The organism is Fodinicola acaciae, from assembly GCF_010993745.1.
Lineage (GTDB): Bacteria > Actinomycetota > Actinomycetes > Mycobacteriales > HKI-0501 > Fodinicola > Fodinicola acaciae.
This window is the reverse complement of sequence record NZ_WOTN01000002.1, coordinates 1,209,420-1,232,724: the sequence shown is the minus strand read 5'-3', so window position 1 is coordinate 1,232,724 and position 23,305 is coordinate 1,209,420. Positions and strand designations below refer to the sequence as shown.

17 protein-coding genes and 1 riboswitch are annotated in these 23,305 nt (G+C 67.4%); of the genes, 10 read left to right on the top strand and 7 right to left on the bottom strand.

Annotated elements, in window-relative coordinates; genetic code table 11:
- Positions 1-530: 530 nt before the first annotated feature.
- Positions 531-1,307 (bottom strand): AfsR/SARP family transcriptional regulator, encoded by a 777-nt coding sequence (locus GNX95_RS21050; RefSeq protein WP_163509112.1) that lies wholly within the window; start codon positions 1,305-1,307, stop codon positions 531-533.
- Between the two features lie 183 nt (positions 1,308-1,490).
- On the opposite strand from GNX95_RS21050, the gene GNX95_RS21045 reads away from it, so the two are divergent.
- The 3 genes from GNX95_RS21045 (at position 1,491) to lexA (ending at position 5,264) form a co-directional block, all read left to right on the top strand.
- Positions 1,491-3,089, top strand: a complete 1,599-nt coding sequence (locus tag GNX95_RS21045) for a CHAP domain-containing protein (RefSeq protein ID WP_163509111.1) — start codon at positions 1,491-1,493, stop codon at positions 3,087-3,089.
- A gap of 10 nt (positions 3,090-3,099) precedes the next feature.
- Positions 3,100-4,551: a transglycosylase SLT domain-containing protein gene (locus tag GNX95_RS21040; RefSeq protein WP_163509110.1), complete on the top strand. Its 1,452-nt coding sequence runs from the start codon at positions 3,100-3,102 to the stop codon at positions 4,549-4,551.
- Positions 4,552-4,613: 62 nt separating this feature from the next.
- Positions 4,614-5,264 (top strand): transcriptional repressor LexA, encoded by a 651-nt coding sequence (lexA, locus tag GNX95_RS21035; protein ID WP_222853787.1) that lies wholly within the window; start codon positions 4,614-4,616, stop codon positions 5,262-5,264.
- Positions 5,265-5,297: 33 nt separating this feature from the next.
- On the opposite strand, the gene GNX95_RS21030 is transcribed toward lexA, so the two are convergent.
- The 4 genes from GNX95_RS21030 to GNX95_RS21015 all read right to left on the bottom strand — a co-directional run bounded on the left by GNX95_RS21030 (position 5,298) and on the right by GNX95_RS21015 (position 11,146).
- Entirely contained in the window at positions 5,298-6,677 is a 1,380-nt protein-coding gene (locus tag GNX95_RS21030) for an L-serine ammonia-lyase (protein WP_163509109.1), read from the bottom strand.
- On the bottom strand, positions 6,674-7,063 hold the full coding sequence (locus GNX95_RS21025) for a glycine cleavage system protein H (protein WP_163509108.1): 390 nt from the start codon (positions 7,061-7,063) through the stop codon (positions 6,674-6,676). The genes GNX95_RS21030 and GNX95_RS21025 overlap by 4 nt, the downstream gene beginning before the upstream one ends.
- 129 nt (positions 7,064-7,192) lie before the next feature.
- A riboswitch (glycine riboswitch) is annotated at positions 7,193-7,280 on the bottom strand.
- Between the two features lie 39 nt (positions 7,281-7,319).
- A complete protein-coding gene (locus tag GNX95_RS21020) occupies positions 7,320-10,082 on the bottom strand; it encodes an alpha-glucuronidase family glycosyl hydrolase (RefSeq protein WP_163509107.1) in 2,763 nt (920 codons plus the stop codon).
- 47 nt (positions 10,083-10,129) lie between these two features.
- The gene (locus GNX95_RS21015) at positions 10,130-11,146 is read right to left on the bottom strand and encodes a hypothetical protein (protein ID WP_163509106.1); all 1,017 of its coding nucleotides are present in this window, start codon (positions 11,144-11,146) and stop codon (positions 10,130-10,132) included.
- Between the two features lie 93 nt (positions 11,147-11,239).
- Between GNX95_RS21015 and GNX95_RS21010 the strand changes: the two genes are divergently transcribed.
- Positions 11,240-12,982 (top strand): serine/threonine-protein kinase, encoded by a 1,743-nt coding sequence (locus tag GNX95_RS21010; RefSeq protein ID WP_163509105.1) that lies wholly within the window; start codon positions 11,240-11,242, stop codon positions 12,980-12,982.
- On the opposite strand, the gene GNX95_RS21005 is transcribed toward GNX95_RS21010, so the two are convergent.
- On the bottom strand, positions 12,963-13,682 hold the full coding sequence (locus tag GNX95_RS21005; protein ID WP_222853786.1) for an FHA domain-containing protein: 720 nt from the start codon (positions 13,680-13,682) through the stop codon (positions 12,963-12,965). The two genes, GNX95_RS21010 and GNX95_RS21005, sit on opposite strands and share 20 nt — an antisense overlap.
- A gap of 45 nt (positions 13,683-13,727) precedes the next feature.
- Here GNX95_RS21005 and GNX95_RS21000 point away from each other — a divergent pair, with 45 nt between their 5' ends.
- Genes GNX95_RS21000 through GNX95_RS20990 form a run of 3 tightly spaced genes read left to right on the top strand, consistent with a single transcriptional unit; the run spans position 13,728 to position 16,802 of the window.
- Positions 13,728-14,372, top strand: a complete 645-nt coding sequence (locus GNX95_RS21000) for a TetR/AcrR family transcriptional regulator (RefSeq protein WP_163509103.1) — start codon at positions 13,728-13,730, stop codon at positions 14,370-14,372.
- Positions 14,365-15,240, top strand: a complete 876-nt coding sequence (locus GNX95_RS20995; protein ID WP_163509102.1) for an ABC transporter ATP-binding protein — start codon at positions 14,365-14,367, stop codon at positions 15,238-15,240. Before GNX95_RS21000 ends, GNX95_RS20995 begins: the two co-directional genes overlap by 8 nt.
- Positions 15,237-16,802, top strand: a complete 1,566-nt coding sequence (locus GNX95_RS20990) for an ABC transporter permease (protein WP_163509101.1) — start codon at positions 15,237-15,239, stop codon at positions 16,800-16,802. The genes GNX95_RS20995 and GNX95_RS20990 overlap by 4 nt, the downstream gene beginning before the upstream one ends.
- 87 nt (positions 16,803-16,889) lie before the next feature.
- Here GNX95_RS20990 and GNX95_RS20985 read toward each other — a convergent pair whose 3' ends face one another.
- Positions 16,890-17,690 (bottom strand): helix-turn-helix domain-containing protein, encoded by an 801-nt coding sequence (locus GNX95_RS20985; protein ID WP_163509100.1) that lies wholly within the window; start codon positions 17,688-17,690, stop codon positions 16,890-16,892.
- A 139-nt stretch (positions 17,691-17,829) separates the two neighbouring features.
- Here GNX95_RS20985 and GNX95_RS20980 point away from each other — a divergent pair, with 139 nt between their 5' ends.
- From GNX95_RS20980 to GNX95_RS20970, 3 genes are all read left to right on the top strand, one after another.
- Positions 17,830-21,720, top strand: coding sequence for a S8 family peptidase (locus GNX95_RS20980; RefSeq protein ID WP_163509099.1), 3,891 nt, complete (start codon positions 17,830-17,832; stop codon positions 21,718-21,720).
- A 98-nt stretch (positions 21,721-21,818) separates the two neighbouring features.
- Positions 21,819-22,226 carry a nuclear transport factor 2 family protein gene (locus GNX95_RS20975; RefSeq protein ID WP_222853785.1) on the top strand — a complete coding sequence of 136 codons (408 nt, stop codon included), beginning with the start codon at positions 21,819-21,821 and terminating at the stop codon, positions 22,224-22,226.
- Between the two features lie 110 nt (positions 22,227-22,336).
- On the top strand, positions 22,337-23,302 hold the full coding sequence (locus tag GNX95_RS20970) for a tetratricopeptide repeat protein (protein ID WP_163509097.1): 966 nt from the start codon (positions 22,337-22,339) through the stop codon (positions 23,300-23,302).
- Positions 23,303-23,305 lie beyond the last annotated feature (3 nt).

Sequence of the window (23,305 nt, the reverse complement as noted above, 5' to 3'; positions counted from 1 at the left end):
CACTATCGTGCAGCAGCGACCCGACCGGCCACCTGCACACCGACGGCGCGACCTCTAAGCTTGAGTTTCAACCTCTGGGTTGGTGACGGGTTCCGCGCCACGGCTGGCAAGCTCGGAAGGTGTCATGGCGTCCCGGTAGGTGGAGAAATGGTCCACTATATGGGATTCACGGCTCGTGTAACGCTAAATGTTTGTCTTGCGAGGTCTACTGGCGGGGTGGATGTCGAGTTACTGGCGCTAGACGCAAGAAACAAGGCTTTCACGCCTGCGTGACCGTCAGCCCCTGTGGTGGGTGTCACTGCTGAGGCGAGTAATGCGGCTGTGGCTGCTCGCCGGGCCAGGCTCAATGTCCGGGGGTGCCAATTGCCCGGTTTGATGTCTTGTCAACCAAGTATTACCCGGTCAGGCCGTCTCACCTGCATGGTTGACCACAGCAGTCACACCAGCACCGCCCTAGCGCGGCTGGTGGCTCGTCGGCACGATCATCGGCGCGGCACTGAGCTGCGCCGGCACGATCGTGCTCGCCAGTCCTACACGATCGTTAGCGGCAGGTCGAGCGTCGGGTCGGCGCGCAGGATGCGTACGTGCAGGCGCTGCAGCTCGTTGGACGGGTCGATGCCGAGATTTTCCCGCAACGCACGGCGAGTCGCCTCGAACTGCGCGACCGCGGCGGCGCGGTCACCGCAGCGATAATGCGCCGTCATCAGGCAGCCGACCAGTGGCTCGCGGAGCGGATGCCGGCGCACCAGCCGGGCCAGTTCGGTCACGACCTCGCGGTGCCGGCCGAGCGTCAGCAGTGACTCGGCGCGCTGCTGATGTGCCATCAGCTCGTCGTTTCCGAGCCGTACGGCCAGTTCCTCGTGCAGTGCCGGCGAGTCGATGTCGTCGAGAGCCGGTCCGCGCCAGGCCGCGATCGCGTCGGTGAACAGCATGACCGCCTCGGCGTGGTCGCCGCGCAGCTGTGCCCGCCGGCCAAGCGCGAGCAGCCGGGCAAAGCGGTGCAGGTCGATGCAGTCGGGATCGGCGCGTACGGCGTAACCGTGGACGGTCGTTCGCAGGATCTCGTCCGGCAACTGCTGGCGGATCCGCTGGACGTACGTGCGGACATTGGCGACTCGACGCGGCGGTGCCGGCGAAACCCGGTCGCCGCGGTCGCTCCACAGCCAACTCGCGATGCGTTCGCTGCTGATCGGATGGTTCACGTTGACCAGCAGGCCGGCGAGGATGACGCGGTTGTTGTTGCCGCGTACGGAAATCGGCCGATCCTGAGCAAAAGCCTCGAACGGCCCCAGCAGTCCGAATCTCATCTCACTCACTCCAGTAGGCCAGTTGGCGTGGACTATAGACAGCTGACACGAATATGAGAAGACGTCTCCGGTATCTCGAAGAGAAATGCATGAGATGTGCCTGTGACGCGACAGAGATGACCGCTCGCCAGGATCACCAGCGGTCCGGTTTTAGTGCTAAAACTCTGTCCGAAGGGTGGTCGCATGCTGATGTCAGCAACCGGCCGTCGAGCGGCCGGGGTCGCGATCGCGGTCCTGCTGCTTGCCGGCCTGGCCAGTCCCGTTGCGGCGCAATCGCCGCCAACGGCCACAATCCAAGCCGCCACAAGAGCCGCGATCGTGGCCAAAGCGGCCAGCCAGGTCGGCTATGCCGGCGACGGCAACCAGTGCACGAAATACACCAGCGTGTGCGCCGACTGGTGTGCCGCGTTCACCAACTGGGTCTGGTCGCAGTCCGGCGTGTCGCCGGTGCCGACCACACTGGTGGCTCGTGGCGTCGGCCTGTGGGGTGTCAACCACGGCCTGTTCAAGCCACGCAACGGTGGCTTCGGCGACCCGCGGCCGGGAGACGTAGTGGTCTACGGACCACCGGACGGTCAGGTTGGCGGACACGTGAGCATCGTCGAATCGGTCGGCAACGGTGTCATCACGACAATCAATGGCAACTACAACAACAGAGTGGTGCGTACGACCATCAATCCGCTCACAGCGCGCGCCGGTGCACAGAACGTGCTGATTTCCGGTTATGTGACGCCACCTGGCGTGGTCGACAGTCCCCCGCCGACCAAACACGTCGACGGTGACGTGTCCGGCGACGGCTCCGCCGACCTGCTTGCCACCAAGACCGACGGATCGCTGATCTACTGCCCGAACAACGCGGCCGTCAACCCGGACCACCTGCCATTCATGGACTGCGTCACCACCGGCGGCGGCTGGCAGAACGCCACCAAAGTCGTGGAAGGCGACGTATCCGGTGACGGCAGCGTCGACATCGTCGCGGCCAAATCCGACGGATCGCTGATCTACTGCCCAAACAACGCTGCCGTCAACCCGGATCACCTGCCGTTCATGGACTGTGCCGTGACCGGAAGCGGTTGGGGTTCCACCGTCACGCACATGTTCCTCGGTGACGTGTCCGGCGACGGCAGTGCGGACCTGTTGGCCACCAAGACCGACGGCTCGCTCATTTACTGCCCGAACAATGCCGCGATCAATCCTGGACATCTGCCGTTCATGGACTGCGTGACCACCGGCGGCGGCTGGGATCCGGCACATGTCACGAACATCGCGGTCGGCGACGTGTCCGGCGACGGATCGGTCGACATTCTCGCGACGAAGACCGACGGTACGTTGATCTACTGCCCGAACAACGGCGCCATCAACCCCGACCACCTGCCGTTCATGGACTGCGTGACGACCGGCAGCGGATGGTCTGACACCACGCAGATTTTCGCGGCCGACGTGTCCGGCGACGGAAGTGCCGACCTGCTCGCCATCAAGGGCGACGGCACGTTGGTCTACTGCCCGAACAACGCCGCGGTCAACCCGGGCCACCTGCCGTTCATGGACTGCGCGAACACCGGAAGCGGCTGGCAACCAAGCAACGCCACCCACGTACTCGCCGTCGACGTCTCCGGCGACGGCAGCGTCGATCTGTTGGCCAGCAAGGCAGACGGCTCACTGATCTACTGCCCCAACAACGCCGCCACCAACCCCGGCCACGCGCCCTTCGTCAGCTGCGTCACCACCGGCAACGGCTGGCAACCGAGCCTGGTCAGTCGACTCGTCGCGAACGCATCGTAGGAGATCGACAATGTCCCGAAGACTTCTCGCCCTGCTTGCCGCGGTTTTTCTTGCCGCCGCGGGCCTTTCGGCTCCTGCGTACGCGGCCACCGGCGCCGACCTGTGCGCGCAGGTCGGCCTCAACGCCGGCTTTCCCCGCGACCGCCTGGTCACCGCGGTCGCGGTCGCACTCGCCGAGTCGCGCTGCAACCCGCTGGCCAAGAGCCCGCCAAACCACAACGGCACCATCGACCGAGGTCTGTGGCAGATCAACAGCGGTGCGCATCCGGAAGTGTCGGACGCATGCGCGTACGACGCACAATGCAACGCCAACGCGGCCTACCGGATTTCCTCCGGTGGGACCAACTGGCAGCCGTGGTCCACGTACAACAACGGCGCTTATCGCGCGTATCTGTCGGAGGCGCAGGCCGCGGTCGACCGGCTTGGTTCTCAACCGCCGAAACGTAAACACGTCGATGGTGACGTGTCCGGCGACGGCTCCGCCGACCTGCTCGCCACCAAGACCGACGGATCGCTGATCTACTGCCCGAACAACGCGGCCGTCAACCCGGACCACCTGCCATTCATGGACTGCGTCACCACCGGCGGCGGCTGGCAGAACGCCACCAAAGTCGTGGAAGGCGACGTATCCGGTGACGGCAGCGTCGACATCGTCGCGGCCAAATCCGACGGATCGCTGATCTACTGCCCAAACAACGCTGCCGTCAACCCGGATCACCTGCCGTTCATGGACTGTGCCGTGACCGGAAGCGGTTGGGGTTCCACCGTCACGCACATGTTCCTCGGTGACGTGTCCGGCGACGGCAGTGCGGACCTGTTGGCCACCAAGACCGACGGCTCGCTCATTTACTGCCCAAACAATGCCGCGGTCAATCCCGGCCACGTACCATTCCTGGACTGCGCGACCACCGGCGGCGGCTGGGATCCGGCGCACGTCACGAACATCGCGGTCGGCGACGTGTCCGGCGACGGATCGGTCGACATTCTCGCGACGAAGACCGACGGTTCGCTGATCTACTGCCCCAACAACGCGGCCACCAATCCCGGGCATCTGCCGTTCATGGACTGTGTCACCACCGGAAACGGCTGGACCGACACGGCGCAGATCTTCGCGGCGGACGTGTCCGGCGACGGATCGGCCGACCTGTTGGCGATCAAGTCCGACGGTACGTTGGTCTACTGCCCGAACAACGCCGCGGTCAACCCGGGCCACCTGCCGTTCATGGACTGCGCGAACACCGGAAGCGGCTGGCAACCAAGCAACGCCACCCACGTACTCGCCGTCGACGTCTCCGGCGACGGCAGCGTCGATCTGTTGGCCAGCAAGGCAGACGGCTCACTGATCTACTGCCCCAACAACGCCGCCACCAACCCCGGCCACGCGCCCTTCGTCAGCTGCGTCACCACCGGCAACGGCTGGCAACCGAGCCAGGTCACTCGGCTGCTCGCCAACAACGCCTGACATCCTCCGCGGGGGTGACGTCCAGAACGTCACCCTCGCAGAGGTTCTCGTACGATCCTCTGGTGAGCGCCGACGACTTCGAGCATCTGGACACCTCGACACTGCCGGAGCGGCAGCGCCGCATCCTGGTGGCGATCCGTGACTGGGTCGTACGCCACGGCTACTCACCGAGCACGCGCGAGATCGGCGACGCGGTCGGCCTGCGCTCCTCGTCGTCGGTGTCCAAGCACCTGGCGAGCCTGGAGGACAAGGGATTTCTGCGGCGCGGCGCCACGGTGTCGCGGCCCATTGACGTACGCGCCTTCCTGCACGAGCCCGCGGAGCAGGCGATCTCCGACGACTCGGTCTCCGTGCCGGTGGTCGGCGACATCGCCGCCGGCACGCCGATCTCGGCGATCGAGCACGTCGACGACCAGCTGAGCCTGCCCCGCGAACTGACCGGCCGCGGCACCGTTTTCGCCCTGCGCGTACGCGGCGACTCGATGATCGACGCGGCGATCTGCGACGGCGACATGGTCGTCGTGCGACAGCAGTCCGAGGCGTACTCCGGCCAGATCGTCGCCGCCATGATCGACGAGGAGGCGACGGTCAAGGTCTATCGCCGGCGCGGCGGCCATGTCTATCTGGAGCCGCGGAATCCGGCGTACAGCGTCATCGACGGCGACGACGCGGTCATCCTCGGAATCGTCGTTTCGGTGCTGCGCAGCGTATAGGTGCGGTTCTCTAAAACACCTGCTGTCCTGACGTCAGCATTCCACCACGCTGACCGGCACGTTGACGGCCAGGCCGCCGGTCGAGGTTTCCTTGTATTTGGAGCTCATGTCCTGTCCGGTCGAGCGCATCGTCTCGATGACCTGGTCCAGGCTGACGCGGTGTACGCCGTCACCACGCAGCGCCATCCGCGCGGCGTTGATGGCCTTGCCGGCGGAGATGGCATTTCGTTCTATGCAAGGGATCTGGACCAGGCCACCGATGGGATCACAGGTGAGGCCGAGGCTGTGCTCCATCGCGATCTCGGCCGCGTTTTCCACCTGTGCCGGCACTCCGCCGAGCACCTCGGCGAGGCCGGCGGCGGCCATCGACGCGGCTGAGCCGACCTCGCCCTGGCAGCCGACCTCGGCGCCGGAAATCGACGCGCGTTCCTTGTAGAGCGAGCCGATCGCACCGGCGGCCAACAAAAATCGTACGGTCGCATCGTCGGGATCGGCCTTTCCGGCCGGCGTGTAATGCAGTGCGTAATGCAAAACCGCGGGGATGATGCCGGCGGCGCCGTTGGTCGGTGCGGTGACGATCCGGCCACCGGCGGCGTTTTCCTCGTTCACCGCCAGCGCGACCAGGTTGACCCAGTCCTCGGCGAAAGCCGGCTCGCGGCGCGGATCTTCGGCGTCCAGCCGGCGAAACCACTCCGCGGCACGCCGTCGTACGCGCAAGCGGCCAGGCAGCACACCGTCGCGGCCGATGCCACGCCGCTCGCAGGCGACCATCACGTCGCGGATGCGCAACAGCCGGTCGATCACCTGCGACGTCGACCGAAACGCGCGCTCGTACGCGAGCATCAGGCCGCTCACCGTCAGGTCGTGGCTGGTGGTCAGCGCCAACAGCTCGGCGGCCGAGCCAAACGAATACGGCGTGTCCGCGCTCGGTTTCGCGCGCAATGGCTCGGATTCGGTCACCACGAAGCCACCGCCGACGGAAAAATAGGTCTGCGCATGGACTGCGCGGCCACCGGCGTACGCGGTGATGGTCATGCCGTTCGGGTGCCGCGGCAGGATTGTCAACGCGTGCAACACAATCGCGTCTTCGGTGAGCGCGACCGGCGTGACGCCGCCGAGGTTGATCCGGCCGGTCGCGCGGATCTGCTCGCGCCGCCGCTCCAGCTCGTCCGGATCGATCGTCTCGGGCTGATGGCCTTCCAGGCCAACCAAAATCGCCGGCTGCGTGCCGTGGCCGGCGCCGGTCGCGGCCAGCGAGCCGTAGAGGTCGACGCGTACGCCGGTGACCTCGGCCAGCTCGCCGCTGGCCTTCAGGTCGGCGACGAACCGGCCGGCCGCGCGCATCGGGCCGACGGTGTGCGAGCTGGACGGTCCGATGCCGATCGAGAACAGGTCGAAGACGCTGACGGTCATGGTCCGCACTTCTCCGCGTATTGCGCCGCGGTCAACAGGTCGCCGGTCGCGGTCGGCAGCACGGCGAACAGCCAGCCGGCGCCGTACGGATCGGCGGTGACCACGGACGGATCGTCGACAGCTGCCGCGTTGACCGCGCTCACCCGGCCACTGACCGGCGGATAGAGCTCGGAGACGGTCTTGGTCGACTCGACCTCGCCGCACACCTCTCCGGTGGTCACCGTGCTGCCCACCTTCGGCAGGTCGAGGAACACCAGGTCACCGAGCGCGTCGGTGGCCACCGACGTGATGCCGACCCGTACCGGCTCGTCGAGCGGCTCGCCGGGCAGCAGCCGGACCCACTCGTGGTCGACGGTGTACGAGCGGTCGACGGGAAACTCAGGCATGGACCCTCCGGTTTCGTCAGGCCCGGCGGTCGCCGGGTCCTCCCGCTCTGTCCTGAAACCTGAGAGTTTGCGCGCCGGACGGCGCTCACCTTCGGTAAGGGCCGCGGTGGCCCTGTTCTCCAGAGATGCCTCGGCGTGGCGGTCGGTAAGCCTGAGAGATTCCCGGGAGGACGTTGCTCCTTCGGCGCCAAGGTGCTGGCTCTCCCGCCGCGCGTCATCAGCGTATGCAGTTGTCACTCTGCCTGGAGAATCTACCTTATGTCCCAGCAATAATCACCAGTGCGTTCAGATGCCAGTGCTGGCCGGGATCGCCGGACAGCTCCAGGTCGACCTGTCCGCCGCCGAGCCGGAACCGCAGCCAGGTGAAGGCGTTTCCCGGCATCGCGTCGCTGGCCGCGAGCAGCGTTCCGCCGGACCGGATGCGCGTCGGATAGAGGCTGTTGGTGTCGCCGACCAGCGCGTACGCGTCGAATCCGCCGGCGGGCAGGCCGAGCCGGAGCGTGCGCGCCGTGGTGTCGTTGACGAAGTCGCGGCGCAGCGCGTCGAGGATCACCCGGTCGCGCGACTGCGGCTTGCCACCGACCCAGCCAAAACCTCGCGACGCGTCCCAGAGGTCGGCCGGCGACAGCTTTTGGTACGTGGAAAGGACCGGGCTGCCCGTCGTGCCGGCGTCGAGCGCGAGGACGCATTGTGGTCCGGCTGGCGTGACGACGGCGTCGTTCGCGGCACGTGCGCCGGTGATGACGTCGAGGCTGGCCTCAGCCGTGGCGCCTACGGTCGCGAAGCCGGGCGTCGCTGCCGGCACCGTGAGGGGCACCGGAATCGCGGTGAACTCGGTCGAATCCAAGCTCGCCGTGGCGGTGCCACTCGTCCAACCGGCCGGCGCGACCAGCCGTACGGCCGCGTCGACGCGGTCCGCGCTCGCGTTTCCGACGGTGACCGCCACGTCGTTCGACGTGCCGGCGAGCACGGCGACGGCCGGCTCGGCGAACCGCGTCTGGATCCACGATCGCCGCACGTCCAGGATCCGGCTCCATTCGAAGAAATACTCGGTGATGGTGTCGCGCCAGATGGTCGCGTGCGCGACCTGATGGTCGAAACGGTCCAGGATAGCGGCGAAACGGCTCGGATCGGTGCGGACCGTACGCCATTGCCGCCGCAGCCGCTCGGCGGCCAGCAAGCCGTCGAAATGCGAGTCATAAATGTGCTGGATCACGGTTTTGCCGGAACGCAGCCGATGCGTGTATGCCACGTGGTGGAAGAAAAGCAGCAGCTCGTCCGGACAGCCGGCCAACGACTCGTACATCGCCGCCACCGGTGGAAACCACAGGCCGGTGTCGCCGGTGCCGGTCGCCGCCGTACGGTCGAATCCGACGCCCCGCGCGTCGGCGAGGTGCGAGCCGTGCGAGACGACCGGGTCCGGATCGAAGTGGTTTCCGCCGTTCTGCAGGAAACCGCAGCCGAGCGGTGAGGTGTACGCCTCGAAAGCCGGCCAGGACTCCAGCAGCATCGAGACGACCGTCTGCGCGCACGGTCCAAAGGTCATCCGGGCCCACTCGGCCGCGATGCCGGCCGGCTCCAGCGCCGGATTCCACGCCAGCCGACCATATCCGTGCGTGTTGGCCGCGGCCAGCTGGTGACCGGTCCAGTCGCGGTCGTCGCCGATGTTCATGACTCCGGCCGCGCCGCCGACAATCCGGGCGACCGTGCCGGCGCCACGCGTGTCGAAGTCGTAGACCTGCTTCCACTCCGGCACCAGATAACACAAATGTGTCGACTGGCCGGTGTATTCCTGCGTCACCTGCAGTTCGAGCATCGTCTTTGTGTGTGGCAGCGCGCCAAACAGCGGATGTACGGGCTCGCGCACCTGGAAGTCGATCGGCCCGTTCTTGATCTGCAGGACGACGTTGTCGGCGAACTTCCCGTCCAGCGGCTGGAAAGTCCGGTATGCCTCGCTGGCCCAGGTGCGCGGGTCGAAATTGTGCACGAACGCGCGCCACATGACGATGCCACCGTACGGCCGCACCGCCGCCGCGATCAGGTTGGCGCCGTCGGCATGCGTCCGACCGTAGTCGCCGGGACCTGGTTGGCCTTCGGAGTTGGCTTTCACCAGGAAGCCGCCGAAATCCGGGATCGCGGCGTACACCTCCGCCGCCTTGGCCCGCCACCACGCCTGCACATCGGCATCCAGCGGATCGGCGGTCGGCAGGCCGCTCAACGCCATCGGGCTGGCGAAATTGGCCGACAGATAGAGCGAAATCCCCCACTCGCGCAGCACGGCGGCAAGACCGGCGAGGCCGTGAATCATCGCGCTGGACAGAAAACGCGCGTTTGCGTTGACGTTGTTGACAACCGTGCCGTTCAGGCCGACCGAGGCGAGCGCGCGGGCGTAATCGGCGTAGCGGCCGCGTACGTTTGGCAGCTCGTCCCAGTGGAAAATCGACAGCCCGGCGAAACCTCGTTCGACCGTACGGTCGAGGTTGTCCCAGTGGTTGGCCAGCCGCAGCGCGTACGCCGGACGCTCGCGAATGTCCAGCCGCGCCAGGCTTTCACCGGTCTGCAGCAGCCGCAACAGGTGGAACGCGCCGTACACGAGTCCGCGGTCGCCCATGCTGGCAACGAAAATCCAGCCGCGGCGGCGCTGGATCAGATATCCTTCCGGTCCCAGTCCGCGCAGCTCGCCGGCGTCGACGTACGCGGCGACCAGCCGAGATGTTTGAGGCGTACCAACGATGACGGCGCCGGCCCCGGGCGGCTCCGGTCGCTCCGGCACCGCACGACCGAGCATCCCGGACAGGCCACGCGTCAGCTCCGCGCGTACGGCCTCGCCGCCGCCGACGACCAGGTGCGTGATCATCGCTCGGTAAGCTGCCAGCAGCGCTGGATCCTCGACGCGGCGATAACGCAACCACAGCTCGTATCCGTCCTCGGCTGCACTGGCCGCGGGCGGCGGCAAAACTCCGCCCGCGGCCAGCCCGGCGCTGCCGGCCAGCAGACTCCGTCGCGTCAGTCCAGTCATGGCCTCTCGGTAGCACGCGGTGCCTTCACCACGCATTCAGCTGACCTTCAGCGGCCGTCCCAGGCGGCCAGCACGCGCAGCTTGTTCCACGGAATGTGCCGCAAGGCGCCGGTCGAGCCGTCGAGTCCGGCCTGGTCCAGGATGCCGCCGTCGCGCATGCCATCGCCCGGCCGCTGCCACGGCGAGCGGTCCGGATCGGTGAGGTCGTCGCCGGCCACGCCGATGCCGCTGATCGGTCCGGGACCGCCGCTGTCCAGCACGTATCCGCCGTATTTCTGCATCGCGACACAGATCATCCTCTCGCCGGCCGACGCGCCGGACAGCGCGGCACAGTCGACGGACGGGTCGAGCTGCAGGCGAGCCCCCATCGGTACGCACGATCCGCCGGCGCCGCTGCCGTCGGATTTTCCGGCCGGCGAACGGAAACTCCGGCAGCTCTTGGTGGAGGTGAAATACAGCGCGTGCTCGATCGCACCGGTCTGGATCTCGCTGTAGAGGATGAACCCGGCGCCGGCCTGCACCTCGGCGCCGGTGCCGACGCCTTCCTTCTTCGACTCGCTGCCACCACCGCTCGCCGCCGGCCACGTACCACCGCACGATCCGTTCCACGTGCCGCCGTTCTTGCTGGCACCCCAGATCGACTTGACCGTGCCGTCGTCCTTGTTGTGTACGACGATCCACTCGTCACCGGGCGACGGCACCTCGCGTGTCGCGTAGTCCGGGATGTGGATGCTGCCGCCGACCGAGCATCCCCAGCCGGTCTCGCTGAACGAGGGGTGATATTCCGGGTCGCTGTTGGACGAGGTGAAGATGGTGATCTGCCACTCCGGGCCGTTCAGCCGCGGCGTGTTGGACCCCATGCTGCCGACAATCGCGGCCGAGTTGGCGTCCAGCCGCGGGTCGGCCGGGATCACCGAGCGGAAATAGCTCTTGGAGCCGTCCGCGCCGGTGAACAGGTCGTTCGGACCGGGTTGTCGCGGGTCCCAGCCGGCCGCGCCGGCATCGGTGCCGGCGCTCACCACCAGACCGGCGACGGCGAGCGCGGCGACCAGTTTTGTCCACATGCTGCCTCCTTTGTACGCATCGGCTGGCCCGTTGATACCGGAGCCGCGTCAGGACGGGTCCGGAAACGTTTCCGCACCTGGCAGACTGTCCGCGTGACGACCGGCCGACTGATCGCGCAGCGCTACCGGCTGGAGGAACGGCTCGGCGCCGGCGGCATGGGGGTCGTCTGGCGGGCCACCGACCTGGAGCTGCGCCGTACGGTGGCGCTGAAGCGCTCGCACACCGGCGACGCCGGCCAGATCCGCCGCGAGGCACGGATCGGCGCCGGACTGACAGACGCGCACGTCGTGACCGTGTACGACGTGGTGATGGACGGTGACGAGCGCTGGCTGGTGATGGAATACCTGCCGTCGCGCAGCCTCGACGAGCTGCTGGCCGCCGGCGGTCCGCTGCCGCCGGAGCAGGTCCGCCGGATCGGCGCCGACCTGGCCGGCGCGCTGGCGGCGATGCACGCGGCCGACATCACGCACCGCGACATCAAGCCGGCCAACACGTTGGTCGGCGAGGACGGCACGGCGAAGCTCAGCGATCTGGGCATCGCGCGCTGGTCGGAGGCGACGGTGACCGGCGGCGCGCAGGCGGCCGGCACGGCCGGTTACCTGGCACCGGAGGTCGCCAACGGTCATGAGGCGACGCCAGCGGCCGACGTGTTCTCGCTCGGCGCGACGCTGTACGCCGCCGCCACCGGCCGGTCGCCGTGGGGAAGCGGCGAGGCCGGGCCGTACGCGCAACTGCGCAGAGCCGCCGCGTACGACCTCGAGCCGCTGACCGGCGAGCTGGCACCGGTGCTCGGCGCGCTGATGGCCAAACGCGCCGACCGGCGGCCGACCGCGAGGCAGGCCATCGATCTGCTCACCGGCGTCGCGCCGGCTCCGCCCCACAAGCGGCAATGGCGGTTGGCCGTTTCCATCGGCGCGGCGGTCGTCGTCGTACTGCTGGCCGCCGGTCTGCTGACCACGTTTTTCCGCCAGGCGCCACAGAAATCGGCTGACCTGCTCGGCGATCCGCGTACGGCCGACCCGTGCGCGCTGCTCGTGCCCAACTCGTTGGCACGTTTTGGGAAAGTGGCGCTAGAGCCGAATTACGGCAACTTCAACCACTGCGATCTGGTCGTCGACACGACCGGCAAAGGCGACATCGTCGACGTGGCGTTGGAGCTGCGGCTGCCGGACGAATATCCGGCCGAGCCGTCGACGCCCGGCAAGCTCGGCCAGGTGCAGGCCGACCCGCCGACCGAAAATCGTTGCAAGCGTACGATCCCGCTGCCCAACCTCTATCGCGTGGTGATCTTTGCCAGGCAGGTCAACAACAAACCGGCGGAGCTGTGTGGCGCCGCCGAGGCGGTCGCGCTCGCCGCGTACGGAAAGCTCGCGCAGGGACCGATTCCGCGCCGGACGTCGTTCGAGGCCGACTCCACCGCCTCGGTCGACGCCTGCCGGTTGCTGACCGGCGCCGCCGTCAAGACCGCGATCGGCCGGGCCGCTCCGGCCGAGCCGGACTACGGAAACTGGACCTGTTACTGGCAAAACGCGACGCGACAGGTGACCATCGAGTTCGGCCGCGAGTGGCCGCTGGAGGACGACCCGCCGGATGGCGCGCGTATCAGCGTCGGCGGTCGCCTCGCCTTCATGGACACCAGCGAGGACGGCGAATGCGACGTGACCGTGGTGCACCGCCGCTATACACCGATCGTCGCCTCCGAGAAAGGCACGCCGCGCGAACGCGACGAAACCGTCACGATCACCTTGGAAGACAAGAACATCACCGACGGCACCGGCCTGTGTCCGGACGTCACCGCGATGGCTCAGGTGGCGGTCAGTCGGCTGCCTCGTTGAGAAGCTCGAGGTCGGTCGGCAGCAGGCTGGAGGAGTTGAGCAGCTCGTGCACCAGGTTGGCGGCCAGCGTCATGCCGACCGGCTCGCCGACCTCGTCGCGCCGCAGGCCGAAGACACCGCTGCGCGACAGCCGGTTGCGTACGGTCGAGACGTAGTGCTCCACCTTCTTCACCGTCCAGCCAATCTCCGGTTGGAGCTCGGCCAGCTCCAGCGCGATCTGCTGGCGGGACAGCGGCTGCGGATGCCGGTCATTCCGTAGATAGCGCTGTGCGAGCACGACCAGCACCAGCCGCTCGGTCGGCATGAGCCGCCAGCGCCTCGGCTCCTCGGTCTCGTTGGCCGGCAGCGACGGCGGCCGGCGGCCTTTCGCGCCGGCGACGTACAACTCCAGCTGGTGCTCGCGACCGCGCGAACCCTGCAACACCAACGGTGTGTAGCCGGTCGGCAGCGGCACCGGATCGGCGTCGCTGTGCAGCAGCACCGAGCCTGGCAACCGGATCGGCGTACGGCCGACCACGTCCAGCCACCAGTGGCCGTCGCGGCAGGTCAGCAGGCCGTGCACGCGACTGACCTGCAGGTCGTCCTCGCCGACGCAGATGTCGACCTCCGGCCGGTTGCGGCCGAACCGGACCACCGTCCCGTCCGCCGGCGCGGCGGTGATGCCGCCGGCCACGCTGAGTGATCCTGGGACCAAAGTCACGGCAACACCGTACGCTACTGCTCGTTTGGATAGTAAGCTGTCCACATGGACAGTTCGTTGCATGAGCCGGAGGACCTGACGGCGCGCGCGCGGATCCGCGACGCGGCGATGCGGCAGTTTGGCGAGCTCGGCTTCGACCGCGCGACGCTGCGCGGCATCGCGGAGGCAGCCGGAGTGTCGTATGGCCTGGTCAGGCACCATTTCGGATCGAAGGAGTCGCTGCGCGACGCCTGCGACACGTATCTGGCCAGGACAGTCGAACGCATCAACGAGCAGGTCAGGACCGACGCGGCGCCGGGCCAGGTCAACTACGTCGCGGTGGCCGGCGCGGCTTTCGGTCCGTATCGCGCGTACGTCGTGCGTGCGCTCGTCGAAGGCCGAGCGGCGCCGTTCTTCGACACGCTGGTCGATCTGAGCGCGCAGTGGCTGGCGGAGGACGACCGCAGGCGTACGACGCCGGCCGACTCACCGCGCGAGGCACGCGCGACCGTCGCCGCGGCGATGGCACTTTCCGTGTCGCTGCTGCAGGAACACGTCTCGCGCCGGCTCGGTGTCGACGTGTTCAGCGCGGAAGGCGAGCACCTGCTCGCGCGCGTTTTGCTCGATCTCTACTCCCATCCCTATCTCAGCGAAGCCGAGGCCGCGGCCATCCGGTCGCGCCTCCCGCACCCAGAAGGCGACCATGACTGACGCGATTTCCGTGCGGCGCCTGGTAAAAACGTTTGGCCGTACGACCGCACTCGACGGCCTCGACCTCACCGTCGCGCACGGCGAGGTGCACGGCTTTCTCGGCCCGAACGGCGCCGGAAAGACGACAACGATCCGCATCCTGCTCGGCATGCTGCGCGCCGACAGCGGCACCGCGCGGCTGCTCGGCGGCGATCCGTGGCGCGACGCGACCGCGCTGCACCGGCGGATCGCGTACGTCCCCGGCGATGTCACGCTCTGGCCGGGTCTGTCCGGCGGTGAGGTCATCGACCTGCTGATGGACGGGCACGGCAGTCGCGCGCGGCGAGACGAGCTGATCGCGCGCTTCGACCTCGATCCGCGCAAGCGCGTGCGCGCGTACTCGAAAGGCAACCGCCAGAAGGTGGCGCTCATCGGTGCGCTGGCGACCGACGCCGAGCTGTTGGTGCTCGACGAGCCGACCTCGGGCCTGGATCCGTTGATGGAGATGACTTTCCGCGAGGTCATCCGCGAACAGGACCGCACCGTGCTGTTGTCGAGCCATCTGCTCGACGAGGTCGAGGCGATGTGCGACCGCGTCACGATCATTCGCGACGGCCGCGCGATCGACACCGGCACGCTCGCCGATCTGCGCGCGTTGACGCGTACGTCCGTACGCGCGGAGCTTCTCGGACCGGCGGACGGTCTGGCGGAATTGGCCGGTGTGCACAACGTCCGGACCTGCGACGGCGTGACGACTTTCGAGGTCGACACTTCCGGGCTGAGCAAGGCAATGCGGCATCTCGGGTCGATTGGCGTACGCAGTGTCGTCAGCCGTCCCCCGACGCTGGAGGAAATGTTTCTGCGACACTATTCCGGAGCGGCGCGATGACCTTTCGACTGATCCGGCTTGCGCTGCGCCGCGAGCGGGTTTTCGCGCCATGGTGGCTTTTGCTGCTGGTCGTCGGAGCGCTGACGATGATCGCCTACATCAAGCGCAACATGCCGACTGCGGAGCTGATGCACGCGTATGTGACGATGATCAACCACAACGCGTTTTTTCGCGCGCTTGGTGGCGACTATGTGATCCCTGATCTCGGTTACATGGCTGCGTGGCGCAGCGGCGGATTTCTTTATGTGTCGATCGCTCTCGCGTCGATCATGACCGTCATCCGGCACACGCGCGCCGACGAGGACGCCGGCCGCATCGAGATATTGCGCGTCAGCCGGCGCGCGCCGTTGACCGCTGCTCTGTCGATGGCCGGTGGGATCAGCCTGCTCGGCGGCATTTTGGTGTCATTGGTGGTCTTCGATCCACCTGGCTCGATCGCGTACGGTGCCGCCATCGTCGCGGCCGGCTGGGTCTTCGCCGCCATTGCGGCTGTTGCCGCGCAGCTGGCGCAAAACGCGCGTACCGCTCGCGTGATCGCGCTGGCGGTCCTCGGCGTCGCGTACGTGCTGCGTTATGCGGGTGACGCGAGCGGTCTGTATTGGATGAAATACATTTCGCCGATCGGCTGGAGCCACCTGGTGTCGCCGTACAATGCCAATCGGTGGTGGGTCTTGCTGGTGCCGGTTTTGGTGACCGCCGCGCTGACCGTTCTGGCGTACGCGCTGGCGGATCGCCGCGATCTCGGTGCCGGTGTCATCCCGCAGCGGCCGGGGCCGGCGTCCGCTCCCGGCCTGCACGGCGCTCTTGCCCTCGCCTGGCGGCTGCATCGTGCGCTGTTGGCGAAATGGGCCATCGGCGTCGGCGTTTTCGCCGTGGCAGCTGGTGGGATGAGCACGCTCGCGTACCAGCTGGCCAACGCTCCGAGTCGTTCTGTCGATCTGCTGCTGAAAAACTTCACCGGCACCTCCGGCGCCACGGTCATCGATGGCGCGCTGTGGTCGCTGGTCCTGATTTTCGCGTACGTGATCGCGCTCTATCCGGTCGTCATGATGCAGCGTCTGCACAATGAGGAATCGAGTGGCCGAGCGGAGGCCCTGCAGGGGACGACTCTGACGCGGTTTCGTTGGGCCGTCGGGCATCTGGTCGTCATGTGGCTCGGGACCCTGGCGCTGTTGGCCGTCGCCGGTCTCGTTTATGGTGTGTCATTTGTTTTGCTGGTCAGCGGCTCATGGTCGGACGTGCCACGGATTTTGGGCGGCACGCTCGGGATGACGCCGGCGGCGTGGCTGGTCGGGGCGATTTGCATGCTGGCGTACGGCTTCGTGCCGCGGTGGTCGGTCGCCATCGGCTGGCTCGTCTGGGCATATGTCGCGATCTCCGGCCGGATCGTCGGCCCGTTGTACGGTCAGTGGGCTGGCTTGCCCTTCGAGCCTTTCCACTACCTGCCGAACACCGTCGCTGGTGGTGCGTACAGTGTCTTGCCGGCTGTGGTCTTGGTTGCTCTGACCGTATTGTTTGCCGGCGGCGGGTTGGTCGCCCTCCACCGCCGCAACTTCGGCTAGCCGTCGGCTTTCGCCGATGTAACGATAGTACGGCCGACCCGGACATATCGCCGTACCATCGTTATATAGGCTGGACACCGGCCGGAATCAGGACCGAACCTGCGAAACCGTCGTCGCTAGTGGTAGCGCGCGGGACATGCCGATGGCGACGCCGGCTTGGAAGCGGGTCGCGGCGTTGACGTCGGCCAGCAGTCGCTGGACCTTTCGACCGACGGTACGCACGCTGATGTTGAGCTGCCGTGCGATGGCGGTGTCGCTGGTGCCAGCGGCCAGCAATGCGACGAAAACTTCATCGTCGACGTTGTCGGTCGTCTCCGGATCGGTGCTCCTTTCCAGGCCCAATGGCAGGGATCTGGCCCACACCATCTCGAAAAGCGCGACCAAGGCGTCGAGCATGCCGCCGGGACGTACGACCATCAGGCCGTCGGTGATCGGCTGGCCGGTTGTCACCGGCAATGTGGCGGCGCTGTCGTCATAGATCGACAGCCGGATCGGCACGTCGCCGGTGACTCTGGCTTCCTCGCCGGCGTCCAGGCACGCGGTCAGCATCGCGACGCCCTGCACCTCGACGGCGGCGCGTGAATAGAGGATGCGGTGGCGCAGACCGCGGGACAGGCCGTCGCGAGCGCCGGCGGTGTCGGCGTGCTCGAGTTTCTTCGCGTACGGCGGCATTTCGAATGACCGGATCTGGTCGGTCGCTCTGCGGTGCAGCTCCACCATGCGGTCGTGCGCGTCGATGCCGTAGACGACCTCGACCGCGGACTCCGCCAGATCGGACGGATCGCGCCGGTGCTGGCGATCGAGCTCGGCGAGATGGAGCTCGGCCTGTTCCAGCGAACGGCGTTGTTCGGCGAGCAGCGCCTTTAGCGCACCAACACTGTCCACCACAGTCCGGATTTTGATTGCCTGGCCGATCCATGTCAACGGCTGAAACCGGACAGCGGCACGTGTTTACAGGCCGGCGATCGGCGCTCAGTCTCATCATGACCGATGACGCGAGCACCACAAACGCCGCAAGGAGCCATGGGTGACTGGCCGTTCTCTTCGCGTGTTTAGCGCTATCGCGATCGCCGCGACGGTGGCCGCGACGTTGTCCGCTCCGGCGACGGCGAGTCCGCCGCCGAGTGCACCGCCGCCGGGCACCACGGCGTCGGCCGGCACCACGATCACGTTGGTGACCGGCGACCAGGTCAGCTTCGGCGCGGCCGGCCCCGACGGCGTACGGACGATGTCGGTGCGGATGGTACGTCGGGCGGACGGCTCACAGCCGAGCTATCGGACGACCGAAGCGCGCGGCCACCAGTTTGTCGTGCCGGATGACGCTCAGCAGCTGGTGTCCACCGGCGAGCTGGATCCGGCGCTGTTCGACGTCACCTACCTGGCCGATCACGGTTATGGCGACAACGCCACCGGCCAGCTGCCGCTGATCGCGCAGTTCGCGCCGTCGGTGGCGACCGCGAAACTGAACGCGACCGCGGACAGCCTCGCCGGCACGTCGGTGACCCACGCGCTGACCAGCGTGCACGCTTCGGCCGTACGCCTGACAAAAGCCAGCGCTGGCGGCTTCTGGTCGCAGCTGGCGAGCAAGGGAAGACAGGCCAAGTCGCTGGCGGCCAGCAAGGGCGTCACGAAAATCTGGCTCGACCGGAAGGTGCGGGCGAGCCTCGACCAGAGCGTGCCGATGATCGGCGCGCCGCAGGCCTGGGCCGCCGGCTACACCGGAAAAGGCGTGAAAGTCGCCGTGCTGGACACCGGCATCGACACGCATCATCCGGATTTCGCCGGCAAAATCGGTGCCACCGCCAACTTCACACCGGACGCGAGCATCGAGGACGGTTTCGGCCACGGTACGCACGTCGCATCGATCATCACCGGCAGCGGTGCCGCGTCGGGCGGCAAATATCGCGGTGTCGCGCCGGATGTCGAGCTGATGGTCGGAAAAGTGCTGCCGGACGCCGGCGAGGGACCAGAGTCGGCGGTGATCGCCGGCATGGAATGGGCCGCGGCACAGGGCGCCAAGGTGGTCAACCTCAGCCTCGGCGGCGATGCTCCGCCGACGTACGAGCAAGACCTCGGCGCGCAGGCGGTCGACCGGCTGAGCGCGACGACATCGACGCTTTTCGTTGTCGCCGCCGGAAACTCCGGCCTTGCTGGGGCTTCCACGGTGGGCTCGCCGGGAAACGCGAACGCCGCGCTGACCGTCGGCATGGTCACCAAGACCGACCAGCTCGACCCGCGGTCCAGCACCGGTCCGCTGCTGCGCGACGACCACGTCGGCAAGCCGGACATTTCCGCGCCAGGCGTGAACATCGTGGCCGCGAAGGCCGGCAAGGCGGTCATCGGCGAGCCGGTCGACGACCACTACACGAAGATGTCCGGCACGTCGATGGCCACCCCGCACGTGACCGGTTCCGCGGCGATCCTCGCGCAGGAACATCCTGACTGGACCAACCAACAACTGAAATCCGCGTTGATGGCGACCAGCAGGGACGACGGCTACACGGTCTACCAGCAGGGCGCCGGCCGGGTCGACCTGGTCCGCGCGACCACGCAGAAAGTCACCGGCACGACCGGAAGTCTCGACTTCGGCCGCAAAGACGAGAACGGCAGCGGCAAAATCGACAAGGCGGCCGGATATCGCAACGACGGCGACACACCGGTCACACTGACGCTCACCGCGAGTCTGAAGGCGCCCAACAACGCCGACGGCGGGCCGGCATTGACCATGCCGGCGTCCGTGACCGTGCCCGCACACGGCACCGTGACCGCCATCATTTCGTTGGACAGCGCCAAAGTGACGCCCGGCATCTACTCGGGAGTCGTGCTGGCGACCGCGGCAGGTGGCGTGCAGGTGCGTACGCCCATCGCGCTTCGCGTGAGTCCGCCGGTCTATCCGGTGACGATCAGGATGACCTTTGCCGACCAGGTCTTCGCCGGCGTCAACCTCTACGTCTACAACCTCGACGATCCGCTCGAGCAACTGCCGAATGCCACGAGCATGCGTCCGGTCTTCGCACCGGACTATCGGAGTGCGTCGCTTTCGGTGCCGCTCTGGCGCGGCCACTGGATGGTCGGCGTCATGCACCAGACACTGAGCGGATCCAACGGACACATCGCGTCCTACGTCCTGGTCAATCCGGAGGTGACCGTCACCGGCCCGGCCGACATCCAGCTCAACGACTCCGATGCCAAGCCGCTGCGCACCCTCACCCAACGGCCGAGCCAGAACTACGCCGGTGGCTTCGGATATCGGCGAGCCGGTGCCACCGGTGACGTCGCGGGCCAGACCATGGGGATCGGCGTCGTCGACGAAGCCTATGTGACGCCGACGAAACCTGTCTCTGTCGGCAAGATGTCCTTCAAGTACGACGCCGTACGAGGTGCGCCGCTGGCGACGATGAACATCGACAGCAAAAACGGACGCGGCCAGCCGGTGGCGCTGACCTACCAGACTTATGCCGGTGACTTCCGGAAACTCGCCGGCACACATCGGCGCGTACCGATCGTACGGGTCGGCTCGACCATCGATCCGGCGGAGAAACCGCAGCTGCGCGGAGCGCTCGCTCTCATGGAGGTGCCGGCCGACTCCTGTGAGATCCCCGACGAGCAGCTGATCGCCGCACGCGACGCCGGCGCGCTCGGCGTCCTGCAAAACGACGGCCGCATGTGCTTTTACCCGTACGGTTGGGGAAGTGCGTATGTGCCGCTGCTCAACATCGATGCCGACGTCGCGGACGCGCTTAACGCACTCCTCGACCATGGTCCGGTGACCGTGACCTACACCGGCACGCCGGACACGCCGTACACGTATCGACTGTCGTATCTGCTGGACGGCATCCCGGCCGACCCGACTTTCCGTGTCTCTGACCGGAAACTCGCCAGCATTCCGACGACGTATCACGGCGACCAGGACGTCGCCGGAGTCGCGAGCAGCGGCGTCGGCATGACGCCGCTCGGCGTGCACGGCAAGGTCGTGCCGATCTACTGGACATATCTCAACCGGCCAGGCACGCGCGAGGAACTGGTCGGACCGGTCGAGCCTGGCATGCTGTGGATCCGCGACGCCTCGCCGAGCGCTCGCACGCCGACCTGGGAGGAGCGGCGTACGCCGTTGCGAGCCGGCCGGATGCCGGCCGAACACTGGCTCGACGCGCCGCGCAGCATCGGACCAGCGGAGGTTTCGGCGGCACAGAGCGACAACAACGACGTGCGGATGGGGTGGTGCTTCGCGTGTCGGCGCGGCGATGTGCTGTCGGTCGTGCCGATGTACGCGCACACGGATCCGGTGGTCACCAACGGCCTGCAGTCGGTGCAGGGCACGCGGACGACCGTCTACGCGGACGGAAAACCGTTGCCGACAGCCGGAAATCCGATCCTTTACCAGCTGCCGGCGCAACCGGCGCGGCTCAAGCTGGTGACCGACTGGGATCTCAACACCGGGCCGCTCGCGTCGCAGCATCTCTACCAGTACGGTGCGCGGCAGCACGGCGAGTGGACTTTTGCCTCCAGCCGGCCGAAAACCGCGGACATCGCCAACACGTACTGTTTCCAGACCTTCATGGACGGAAAGCCGGACCCGTGTGCCGTGCAGCGGTTGCTGCATCTGCGGTTCCAGGTCGCCGGTGTCGGCCTGACCAACAAGATCAGGCCGGGCCTCAACGCGATGAGCGTCGCACCGTTCTACGAACCGTCGGCGCATCCGGCCACCGCGCGTTTCCGTACGGTGTCGGTCAAACTCAGCTTTGACGGCGGGAAGACGTGGCAGCGCGGCTATGGCTGGCCGGCCGGCGATCGCTATCGGCTGTTGTTCAACGCGCCGGCGACTGCCACCAGCGTCAGCTGGCAGGTCGACGCGACCGACTCGTACGGCAACACCGTTTCCCAGACGTCGTACGACGCGGTCGGCGTTGGCCGCTGACGCGCCGGAGGAGGTCCTTAGCCAGTTGGCCGATGTTCGTACGACCGGGTCGCCGCACGATCGTCCTCGGCAGGGAGCCAAAGATGAGGAGGACGATCGTGACGACTCAGTTGACGACGGACGCGCAGCTGCACGCACTCGGCGAGACGTGGGCCGCCGCCGAGGTGCGCGGCGACACGAGTGCGCTCGGCGAACTGGTGACCGACGACTTCACACTGGTCGGACCGCTCGGGTTCGTGCTCGACCACGACCAGTGGATGATGCGCTATCGGACCGGTGACCTGGTCACCGAGGAGCTGGTGTGGGACGAGCTGGCGATCCGCGACTATGGCGACACGGCCGTCATCGTCGGCCGGCACACGCAGAAAACGGCCTTTCGCGGCAATCGCGTGGATGGCAGTTTCCGGTCGACGCACGTGGTCGTACGACGTGACGGCCGGTGGCTGCTCGCCGGCATCCACCTGAGCCCGATCGGCGCACCACCGGCATTCGCCGCCGGTCGCTGAGCCGAGCGGCACCCGTTTCGCCGATGTCGCAAAATTGGCTGGTCGTGTGCCGGCATTGCCGGATTCACACCGGCCAATTTTGCGCTGACCGGACATGACAGGATTCGGAGGTGAGCGACCCCCAGAACGGCCTGGTCGAGCAGGCAACGGCGCTGCTTGAGCTCGGCAGGCCAGACCAGGCCGACGCGGTGATCGGCCGGATTCTCGCCGCCGATCCAACGGATCGCGACGGACTGGCGTTGCTGATCCAGCGGCATTCCGGCGACGCCGACAGGGTCGAGTACGCGGCGCGGCGGCTGCTTTCGGCTTATCCGCAGGACATTTACGGCCTGACGATGCTCGCGGCGGCCTGGCACGACCAGGGTCGCGACGACGAGGCCGAGCCGTTGCTGCGCCACGCGATCACTCTCGACCCGGACGAGCCGGCCACGCTGATCATGCTCGGCCTCGTGCTGGCCGAGTCACCGGACGGCCTCGCCGAAGCGCTCGATCTCGCCGACCGGGTCGTCCGCATCGCACCTGGCTCGATCTCCGGTTTCCGCGCCCGCGCACAGTTTCTGGCCCGCCAGGAGCGCTGGCCGGAGGCACAGGTGGCGGCGCTCGACGCGCTCCGGTTGGATCCGACCGATCCGGAGCTGCTGCTGTTGCTCGGCCTGGTACGCGCGATGCTCGGCGACCTCGCACAGTCGGCGGCGGACGTACGCACCGCGCTCAGCCTCGATCCGCGCGAGTCACAGCTGCGGGTCGTGCTGGAGGTGGTGGCCGCGATCGGCGTGCCGGACCCGCTTTTCGAGCTCTACCTCACCCTGCTGTCCGCGCTCGGCGCCGATCGCGACGACTACCGGACGTTGTACGGCCGCGAGCTGCAGGCGCTCGGCGACTTCATGCAGGTCGACGGTGACGCCGACGGCATCGTCAGCCGCGCGACGCGCGCGCTGGACCTCGCCGAACGGCTCGACGAGCCGCACAACGTACGACCGCTCGCCGAAGCGCTCCAGGACATCATCGACGGCGTGCCGCCCGGCCACCCGCTCGCGCTCGTCACCGAGCGCGCGTGGAAACTATCCGCGTTGTAGGTC

Bases quoted from the DNA above. Each gene is read 5' to 3' on its own strand.
- GNX95_RS21050 (WP_163509112.1), bottom strand. From the start codon at position 1,307: ATGAGATTCGGACTGCTGGGGCCGTTCGAGGCTTTTGCTCAGGATCGG.
- GNX95_RS21045 (WP_163509111.1), top strand. From the start codon at position 1,491: ATGCTGATGTCAGCAACCGGCCGTCGAGCGGCCGGGGTCGCGATCGCG.
- GNX95_RS21040 (WP_163509110.1), top strand. From the start codon at position 3,100: ATGTCCCGAAGACTTCTCGCCCTGCTTGCCGCGGTTTTTCTTGCCGCC.
- GNX95_RS21030 (WP_163509109.1), bottom strand. From the start codon at position 6,677: ATGACCGTCAGCGTCTTCGACCTGTTCTCGATCGGCATCGGACCGTCC.
- GNX95_RS21025 (WP_163509108.1), bottom strand. From the start codon at position 7,063: ATGCCTGAGTTTCCCGTCGACCGCTCGTACACCGTCGACCACGAGTGG.
- GNX95_RS21020 (WP_163509107.1), bottom strand. From the start codon at position 10,082: ATGACTGGACTGACGCGACGGAGTCTGCTGGCCGGCAGCGCCGGGCTG.
- GNX95_RS21015 (WP_163509106.1), bottom strand. From the start codon at position 11,146: ATGTGGACAAAACTGGTCGCCGCGCTCGCCGTCGCCGGTCTGGTGGTG.
- GNX95_RS21000 (WP_163509103.1), top strand. From the start codon at position 13,728: ATGGACAGTTCGTTGCATGAGCCGGAGGACCTGACGGCGCGCGCGCGG.
- GNX95_RS20995 (WP_163509102.1), top strand. From the start codon at position 14,365: ATGACTGACGCGATTTCCGTGCGGCGCCTGGTAAAAACGTTTGGCCGT.
- GNX95_RS20990 (WP_163509101.1), top strand. From the start codon at position 15,237: ATGACCTTTCGACTGATCCGGCTTGCGCTGCGCCGCGAGCGGGTTTTC.